Consider the following 9,229-nt stretch of genomic DNA (forward strand, 5'->3'; position numbering starts at 1 on the left):
CCCCCCCCCCCCCGGCACCGGGGGATGCGCCCGGCGCTCTTTCGGCGTAGAACGGGTCGCATGTTCGAAGAAGGACAGCTCTACGCCCCCGTCACCGCCGACGAGGACGGCAAGGTCACCGTGCACCTGGCGGACGACCACCCCGGTGCGAACGACCCGGAGTACCGCCGTCGCCGCGAGGAGATCGCCGGTCCTGCACTGGGGTGGCAGCCCGGCGACCCGGTGCCGCGGGTGCAGTACACCGACTCCGAGAACGAGATCTGGCGGACCGTGTGCCGCGAGCTCGCACCGAAGCACGAGCGGCTCGCGATCCGTGGCTACCTCGAGGGCAAGGAAGCCCTCGCGCTGCCCACCGACCACGTGCCCCAGCTCGACGAGGTCAGCGCGGGACTCGATCCGCTGAGCGGCTTCCGGCTGCACCCGGCCGCCGGGCTCGTGCCGCTCGACGTGTTCTACGGGTCGCTCGCGGACGGGGTCTTCCACTCGACGCAGTACCTGCGCCATCCGTCGCAGCCGCTGTACACGCCGGAGCCGGACGTCATCCACGAGGTCGTGGGGCACTGCAACCTGCTCGCCAACCCCGCGATCGCGGACGTGAAGCGCCGCGCCGGCGAGGCCGCGCGACGGTGCGAGACGCCCGAGGGCCTGCAGTACGTGGCGGACGTCTTCTGGTTCACCATCGAGTTCGGGGTGATGTACGAGCACGGCGAGCTGCGCGCCTACGGCGCCGGCCTCCTGTCGTCCTATGGCGAGATCGAGGAGTTCCGGGGAGCGGACATCCGGCCCGTGGACTTCCACCAGATGGCCACGCTGGCGTACGACATCAGCCACTACCAGCCGATCCTGTTCGCCTGCGACGGCATGAGCGAGCTCACCGACCGGGTGGGCGGGTTCTTCGCCGAGTTCGACGACGAGACGCCGGCCCGGCTCGCGCGGGGCGCCGCCTAGGCCACGGGCTGTCGGCTCGCCGCGAGCAGGTGCTGCGCGAAGAACGCGGCGAGCTCGTCCGTGGCGTCGAGCGGCAGGACGGCCGCGACGTACTGGTCCGGCCGGACGACGACGACGCACCCGGCGCGGTCGATGCCCCGCAGTTCGAAGATGTCCTCGTCCGGGTGGGTGGCGAACACCTTCTCGTAGTCGACGAGCTCGAACGGGCCGGTGCGCGGGAGGAAGAGGTCCGGCACGGCCGCGATGTCGACGTCGACGTGCCGCTGCTGGTAGACGACCTTGAGGTCGACGACACCGTCGTCGCGCACCGGGGAGCCGCTCATCCAGTCGGCCCACGTCGTGAGCGCGGTGGCCGCCTCGTCGGCGAACGCGTAGACGCGCCACCGGCCGTCGGCTCGGTGCTGGTGCCCGAGCTGCAGCGGGTTCGCGTCGGCGACGCGGACCACGGGGACGGACTTGAACCGCTTTCCTACCGGGAAGCCCGTGGCGAGCGCCTGGTGGGTGGGCTCGGCGACGACCATCGACGGGGCGTACTGGGTCATGAACCCGAAGAGGAACTCGGTGGTGCGCACGTAGAACTCGGCGAGCCGGCCGGGGTCCCCCAGCTCCTCCGGCGTCTTCGCCATGAGCGTGGACCACTCCTTGTCGAAGTCGATTAGGTTCTGCGCGACCACCTGGCGCTCGGCGGAGTAGGTGGCTAGCAGGCTCTCCGGGCTGCGGCCCGACAGCACGTACCCCAGCTTCCACGCCAGGTTGAACCCGTCCTGCATGGACACGTTCATGCCCTGACCGGCCTTGGCGCTGTGCGTGTGGCAGGCGTCGCCGGCGATGAACACGCGGGGGGTCCGCGTGCCGGACTCCTCGACGGGGACGTCGTCGAACCGGTCCGTGAGCCGGTGCCCGACCTCGTAGACGCTGTGCCAGGCGACGTGATGCACGTCGAGCGTGTAAGCCTGCAGGATCGCCTGCGCCCGAGCGATGATCTGCTCGATGGTCGTGCTCCGCACCTCGTGGTGGGAGTCGGGGTCGATCTCGCCCAGGTCGACGTACATGCGGAACAGGTGGCCGCCCTCGCGCGGGATGAGCAGGATGCTGCCTCCCGCACCCGACTGGATCGCGCACTTCAGGCGGATGTCCGGGAAGTCGGTGACGGCGAGCACGTCCATGACGCCCCAGGCGTGGAACGCCGAGTTCCCCTGCATGGTGCAGCCGATCGCGGACCGCACCCCGCTGCGGGCGCCGTCGGCGCCCAGGACGTACTTGGCCCGCACCACCTTCTCCTGCCCCGCACGCTCCCCCGCGGTCCGCACCAGCGTGACGGTGACGTGGTCGTCGGACCGCTCGAGCCCGCGGAACTCGTAGCCGTAGTCCGGCGCCATCCGGCTCGGGGAGTTCGCCATGTACTCGGCGAAGTAGTCGAGCACGCGCGCCTGGTTGWCGATGAGGTGCGGGAACTCGCTGATCCCGTGGGGGTCGTCGGGCGGCCGTTCGCCACGCACGATCCGCGCCGGGTCGGCAGGGTCCGGGTGCCAGAAGCACATCTCGGTGATGCGGTAGGCCTCCTCGGCGATCCGGCCGGCGAACCCGAACGCCTGGAACGTCTCGACGCTGCGCGCCTGGATGCCGTCCGCCTGCCCGATCGCGAGCCGGCCGTCGCGGCGGTCGACGATCCGGGTGACGACGTCGGGGAACTGCGAGAGCTGCGCGGCCGCGATCATGCCCGCCGGGCCGGCGCCGATGATGAGGACGTCCACCTCGTCGGGGAGCTCGTCGGGCCGGTCGAGGCCCACCCCCGCGGCGGGCTGGAGGCGGGGGTCGCCGGAGACGTAGCCGTGGTGGTGGAACTGCATGGGACCCGCTCCCCTGACGCCGGTGTCGAGGTTGACGGATCGTATATTATCCCTTCCACGCCGCAATGACGCGGTCGACCCGGCCCGGAAGGCCCTGATCCATGCCGACGGTTTCCGCGCACGTCGCCGTCACGCTCGCCGCCCACGTCGACCACGTCTTCGGGGTCATGGGCAACGGCAACGCGTACTTCCTCGACGCCCTGACGTGCCAGACCGACGCCCGCTTCGTCGCGGTGCGGCACGAGGCGGGCGCGGTGGCGTGCCGCTCGTCCTCGTCGTCGGCGACGAGCCGACGTCCGGGCCGCGACCCTGGGACGTCGACCAGATCGCGATGGCCTCGGCCGTCGGCGCCCGCACCTACACCGTGGGCCGTACGGACGCCGCTGCCACGACCGTCATCGCCGTCGAGCACGCACTGACCTACCGGGTGCCGACCGTGCTCGCGATCCCCTACGACGTCGCGACGCTGGACACGGGCCCGGTGCCCGAGACGCCGACCCCGCGCCTGCCACCTCCGCTCGCCATGAGGGGGGCGTTCGCCGAGGGTGTCGTGCGGGAGATCGCGACGGCCCTCGCCGACGCGCGGCGTCCGTTGCTCCTCGCGGGGCGCGGTGCCTGGGAGGCCGGCGCGGGCGAGGCCCTGGGCGCCCTCGCCGACGCGACCGGTGCGCTGACCACGACGACCGCGCTCGGGCGGGGGGTGTTCCCCCGGTCCGAGTTCGACCTCGGCGTCGCCGGCGGGTTCGGCGCCCAGGGGGCGATGGAGCTCGTCCGTGAGGCCGATGTCGCGGTGGTGGTCGGCGCCTCCCTCAACCAGTTCACGATGCGGTTCGGCGACCTCTTCGCGCCCGGGTGCCGCGTCTTCCAGGTCGACGTCGCGCCCGCGGCGACGCACCCGCACGTCGGCGGCTACGTCCGGGGGGACGCGGGAGTCGTCACGGAGGCGATCCTCAAGGAGCTCGATGGAGCCACACCCAGCGGGTGGCGCGAGTCGGTCGACCTCACGGCCGCTCGTCGGCAGGAGCCCGGCGACGGGACGGCCGCGGACGGGCGCCTCGACCCACGCACCGCGGCCGCGCGCCTTGCCGAGCTGCTGCCCGAGGACCGTGTGGTCGTCTCGGACGGCGGGCACTTCCTCGGCTGGTCGAACATGTACTGGCCGGTGTCCGCCCCGGACCGGATGGTGATGGTGGGCACCGCGTTCCAGGCGATCGGGCTCGGCTTCCCCAGCGTGGTGGGCGCGGCGCTCGCCCGGCCGGAGACCACGGTGGTCCTGACCACGGGAGACGGCGGCGGGCTGATGGCCCTGTCCGACCTCGAGTCGGCGGTGCGGGTGGCGGGCGGCCGCGGGATCGCGGTGGTGTGGAACGACGGGGCGTACAGCGCGGAGATGCACCTCTACGGGCGCAAGGGGCTGGCACGCGAACCGATGCTCATCCCCGACGTCGACTTCGCCGGCGTGGCCACCGCGCTCGGCGCGCAGGGCGTGGCCGTCCGGACGGTCGAGGACCTCGAGGCGCTGACGCGGTGGCGCGCCCGGCCGGAGTCCGACCGCCCGTTCCTGCTCCTCGACCTGCGGGTGTCCGGCACCGTGGTCGCACCCTTCTGGGAGGAGATCTCCCGGGCGAGCGGCTGACGACGCAGGACCTCTCCTCACCACCGGCAAGGGAGCTCATGACCGACGACAGCACGGACCGCAGGTTCTCCGCCCTGCCCGGACGCCCCGGCAAGATCGTGGCGGTCCACCTCAGCTACGCCTCGCGCGCCGACCAGCGCGGCCGGCGGCCCGCCCAGCCGTCGTACTTCTTCAAGCCGTCGAGCTCCGTCGCGCCCTCCGGTGGCACCGTCGAGCGCCCGCAGGGCACCGAGCTGCTCGCCTTCGAGGGCGAGATCGCGCTCGTCATCGGGACCACCGCACGTCGGGTGCCTCTGGCCCAGGCGTGGGACCACGTCGCATGGGTCACCGCGGCGAACGACCTCGGGCTGTACGACCTGCGCGCGAACGACAAGGGCTCCAACGTCCGCTCCAAGGGCGGTGACGGGTTCACCCCCGTCGGACCGGCCCTCCTCGACGCCCGCGCGGTCGAGCCGGGTGCACTGCGGGTGCGCGCCTGGGTGAACGGCGAGCTCCGCCAGGACGACACCACCGCCGGGCTCCTCTTCCCCCTCGCCCAGCTGGTGGCCGACCTCTCGCAGCACCTCACGCTCGAGCCCGGTGACGTCATCCTCGCCGGCACCCCCGCCGGCTCCTCGGTCGTCGTCCCCGGCGACGTCATCGAGGTCGAGGTCGACGCGCTGGACGCCCCGGGCGCTCCGACCTCGGGCCGGCTCGTCACCACCGTCGTCCAGGGCGAGCACGGGTTCGACGGTGCGCTCGGGTCGCTGCCCGCCGTCGACGACGTGCAGCGCGCGGAGGCGTGGGGCTCGCGCGCCGCCGCCGGTCTCGAGCCACAGGGCCTCTCCCCCGAGCTGCGCGAAAAGCTCATGCAGGCCCCGGTCGCGGCGCTCAGCGCACAGCTGCGCAAGCGTGGCCTCGACGAGGTGACGATCGACGGGGTCCGTCCGATGCACCCCGGTGCCAAGCTCGTCGGCACCGCGCGCACCGTGCGGTTCCTGCCGGGCCGCGAGGACCTGATCGCCCGCCACGGCGGTGGCTACAACGCCCAGAAGCGCGCGTTCGACGCGGTCGGCGAGGGCGAGGTGCTCGTCATCGAGGCGCGCGGTGAGGCGGGATCCGGCACGCTCGGCGACATCCTCGCCCTGCGCGCCCACGCGCGGGGGGCGGCCGGCATCGTCACCGACGGCGGTCTCCGTGACCACGCCGCCGTCGCCGCCGTCGGCATCCCCGTCTACTCGGCGGGCGCGCACCCCGCCGTCCTCGGCCGACGGCACGTGCCGTGGGACATCGACGTCGCCGTCGCGTGCGGTGGGACGACCGTCGAACCCGGCGACGTCCTCGTCGGCGACGGCGACGGCGTGGTCGTCATCCCGCCCGCGCTCGTCGAGGAGGTCGTCGACGCCGCCCTGGCCCAGGAGGAGGAGGACGGCTGGATCGCCGAACAGGTCGCCGCCGGCCACCCGGTCGACGGGCTCTTCCCGATGGACGCGCAGTGGAGAGCGAGGTTCGACGCATGGCGCGCGAGCAGATGAGGGAGGCGGAGGCGCGGAGCAAGTCGCAGCTCGCCTACCACTGGCTCAAGGAGCGGATCGCGAGCGAGGAGCTCACCCCGGGGTACCGCCTGGTGCTCGGGTCCATCGCGGACCAGCTCGGGATGAGCGTCGTGCCGGTGCGCGAGGCCATCCGCCGGCTCGAGGCCGAGGGGCTGGTGACGTTCGAGCGGAACGTCGGTGCGCGCGTGTCGATGATCGACGACACCCAGTACCGGCACAGCATGGAGGCGCTGGCCATCCTCGAGGGGGCGGCGACTGCGCTCGCGGCCCGGCACCTGACGTCCGACGGCCTCCGGCAGGCTCGCGACCTCAACCGCCACCTCGTCGAGTCGCTCGACGACTTCGACCCGCACCTGTTCACCTCGGTGAACCACAGGTTCCACGCGGTGCTCTTCGCCGCCTGCCCGAACCCCCGCATGCGCGCGCTGGTCGACGCCGAGTGGACTCGGCTCGGCCACCTGCGCGACTCGACGTTCAGCTTCGTGCCTGGCCGCGCGCAGGAGTCCGTGCGGGAGCACGAGGTGCTCCTCGACCTCATCGAGACCGGTGCACCCCTGCCGGACATCGAGCGGGCCGCCCGGGGGCACCGGTCCGCGACGCTCGCTGCCTACCTCAGCCACGAGCACCCCGACGGCGTCACGACCTCACTCTGAGAGGCAACCCCCATGCCGACCCACCTTCCCGAACGCCTCCAGCACTACATCGGCGGCGAGCACGTCGACTCCGCGGACGGCGCGACGTTCGAGGTCCTCGACCCGGTCTCGAACGAGACGTACCTGAACGCCGCGGCCGGCAAGAAGGCGGACGTCGACCGAGCCGTCGCGGCGGCACGGCGGGCGTTCGAGGAAGGACCGTGGCCGCAGATGCTGCCGCGGGAGCGGTCGCGGGTCCTGCACCGCGTCGCCGACATCGTCGAGTCGCGCGACACCCGGCTCGCGGAGCTCGAGAGCTTCGACTCCGGCCTGCCGATCACCCAGGCACTCGGCCAGGCGCGACGCGCCGCCGAGAACTTCCGCTTCTTCGCCGACCTGGTGGTCGCCCAGTCCGACGACGCCTACAAGGTGCCCGGCCGCCAGATCAACTACGTCAACCGCAAGCCGATCGGCGTCGCGGGCCTCATCACCCCGTGGAACACGCCGTTCATGCTCGAGTCCTGGAAGCTCGGGCCCGCGCTGGCCACGGGCAACACCGTGGTGCTCAAGCCCGCGGAGTTCACCCCGCTGTCGGCATCCCTGTGGGCCGGGATCTTCGAGGAGGCCGGTGTGCCCGTCGGCGTGTTCAACCTCGTCCACGGGATCGGCGAGGAGGCCGGCGACGCGCTGGTCAAGCACCCGGACGTCCCCCTGATCTCGTTCACCGGGGAGAGCCGGACCGGGCAGCTCATCTTCGCGAACGCGGCGCCGCACCTGAAGGGCCTCTCGATGGAGCTCGGAGGCAAGTCCCCCGCGGTGGTCTTCGCCGACGCCGACCTCGAGGCCGCGATCGACGCGACGATCTTCGGGGTGTTCTCCCTCAACGGCGAGCGGTGCACCGCGGGCAGCCGGATCCTGGTCCAGCGCGAGATCTACGACGAGTTCGTCGAGCGCTACGCCGCCCAGGCGGAGCGCATCGTCGTCGGCCCCCCGCACGAGCCGGGCACCGAGGTCGGCGCACTCGTGCACCCGGAGCACTTCGCGAAGGTCATGTCGTACATCGAGGTCGGCAGGACCGAGGCCCGCCTCGTCGCCGGCGGCGGGCGACCCGCGGGCTTCCCGACCGGGAACTACGTGGCACCCACCGTCTTCGCCGACGTCCCCCCGGACGCCCGGATCTTCCAGGAGGAGATCTTCGGCCCGGTCGTGGCCATCACCCCGTTCGACACCGACGCCGAGGCGCTCGCGCTCGCCAACGGGGTCAGGTACGGGCTGGCGGCCTATGTGTGGACCAACGACCTGCGGCGGGCGCACACCTTCGCCCAGGCGGTCGAGTCGGGCATGGTCTGGCTCAACAGCAACAACGTCCGTGACCTGCGCACCCCGTTCGGAGGCGTCAAGGCCTCCGGCCTCGGGCACGAGGGCGGGTACCGCTCGATCGACTTCTACACGCACCAGCAGGCCGTGCACGTCACGCTCGGCGAGGCGCACCACCCGACCTTCGGCAAAGGACACTGACGTGAGCACGACGCCGCTGACCCCTGGCGGGCCCGAGCCCGTCGTGACCGTCGAGGACCCGATCCGGTCCGCCGACCCGATCCCGACGCCGTCGTCCCCGCCGCCGGACATCCTGCGCGCCGCCTCCATGGAGCTCGTCGTGACCGACCTGGCCGCGTCGCGGCACTTCTACGTCGACGTCCTCGGGCTCGTCGTGACGGAGGAGGACGGGGAGACGATCTCCCTGCGCACCTACGAGGAGTTCATCCACCACAACCTCGTCCTGCGCAGGGGTCCGGTGGCGGCGGCCGCAGCGCTCTCCTACCGGGTCCGCTCCCCCGGCGACCTCGACAAGGCGGTCGCGTTCTACCGCGAGCTCGGGTGCCGGGTCGAGCGTCGTGCGGACGGCTTCGCGCGGGGAATCGGCGACTCGGTCCGTGTCGAGGACCCGCTCGGGTTCCCGTACGAGTTCTTCCATGACGTGCAGCACGTCGAGCGGCTCGCGTGGCGCTACGACCTCTACACCCCGGGCACCCTCGTGCGCCTCGACCACTTCAACCAGGTCACCCCCGACGTGCCGCGAGCCGTGAGGTACATGGAGGACCTCGGGTTCCGGGTGACCGAGGACATCCAGGACGAGGCGGGCACCACCTACGCCGCGTGGATGCGTCGCAAGCCCACCGTCCACGACACGGCGATGACCGGCGGGAACGGCCCGCGCATGCACCACGTCGCCTTCGCGACCCACGAGAAGCACAACATCCTGGCGATCTGCGACAAGCTCGGCGCACTGCGGATGTCGGACCGGATCGAGCGGGGACCCGGGCGGCACGGCGTGTCCAACGCGTTCTACCTGTACCTGCGCGACCCCGACGGGCACCGGATCGAGATCTACACGCAGGACTACTACACGGGAGACCCGGACAACCCGGTGGTCACCTGGGACGTCCACGACAACCAGCGCCGCGACTGGTGGGGCAACCCGGTCGTCCCCTCCTGGTACACCGAGGCGTCCCTCGTGCTCGACCTGGACGGCAACCCGCAGCCCGTCGTCGCGCGCACGGACACCAGCGAGATGGCGGTGACGATCGGGGCCGACGGGTTCTCGTACACCCGCAAGGGGGACGCTCC

General features: G+C 72.2%; 6 protein-coding genes and 1 pseudogene. 6 read left to right on the forward strand and 1 reads right to left on the reverse strand.

All coding sequences use genetic code 11. The annotated features are described in order from the left end of the window. Positions 1–60: 60 nt before the first annotated feature. The gene (locus AC1DUQ_RS15360; RefSeq protein WP_477062183.1) at positions 61–948 is read left to right on the forward strand and encodes a phenylalanine 4-monooxygenase; all 888 of its coding nucleotides are present in this window, start codon (positions 61–63) and stop codon (positions 946–948) included. Here the strand turns inward: AC1DUQ_RS15360 and AC1DUQ_RS15365 are convergent. After that, complete coding sequence (locus AC1DUQ_RS15365; RefSeq protein ID WP_477074088.1) at positions 945–2,798, reverse strand: FAD-binding monooxygenase; 1,854 nt, start codon at positions 2,796–2,798, stop codon at positions 945–947. The two genes, AC1DUQ_RS15360 and AC1DUQ_RS15365, sit on opposite strands and share 4 nt — an antisense overlap. 101 nt (positions 2,799–2,899) lie before the next feature. Here AC1DUQ_RS15365 and AC1DUQ_RS15370 point away from each other — a divergent pair. The 5 genes and pseudogenes from AC1DUQ_RS15370 to hpaD form a co-directional block, all read left to right on the forward strand. Next, positions 2,900–4,434 (forward strand): annotated as a pseudogene (locus AC1DUQ_RS15370) (thiamine pyrophosphate-binding protein). Positions 4,435–4,472: 38 nt separating this feature from the next. Continuing rightward, on the forward strand, positions 4,473–5,948 hold the full coding sequence (locus AC1DUQ_RS15375; protein WP_477062186.1) for a fumarylacetoacetate hydrolase family protein: 1,476 nt from the start codon (positions 4,473–4,475) through the stop codon (positions 5,946–5,948). Next, the gene (locus AC1DUQ_RS15380) at positions 5,930–6,622 is read left to right on the forward strand and encodes a GntR family transcriptional regulator (RefSeq protein WP_477062187.1); all 693 of its coding nucleotides are present in this window, start codon (positions 5,930–5,932) and stop codon (positions 6,620–6,622) included. Before AC1DUQ_RS15375 ends, AC1DUQ_RS15380 begins: the two co-directional genes overlap by 19 nt. Before the next feature lie 12 nt (positions 6,623–6,634). Next, positions 6,635–8,119: a 5-carboxymethyl-2-hydroxymuconate semialdehyde dehydrogenase gene (gene hpaE, locus AC1DUQ_RS15385; RefSeq protein ID WP_477062188.1), complete on the forward strand. Its 1,485-nt coding sequence runs from the start codon at positions 6,635–6,637 to the stop codon at positions 8,117–8,119. A gap of 1 nt (position 8,120) precedes the next feature. Continuing rightward, positions 8,121–9,229: 3,4-dihydroxyphenylacetate 2,3-dioxygenase (gene hpaD / locus AC1DUQ_RS15390; RefSeq protein WP_477074089.1), on the forward strand; the 1,109-nt coding region annotated here is incomplete at its 3' end.

It is taken from the genome of Cellulomonas sp. P4_B5_2, assembly GCF_056402235.1.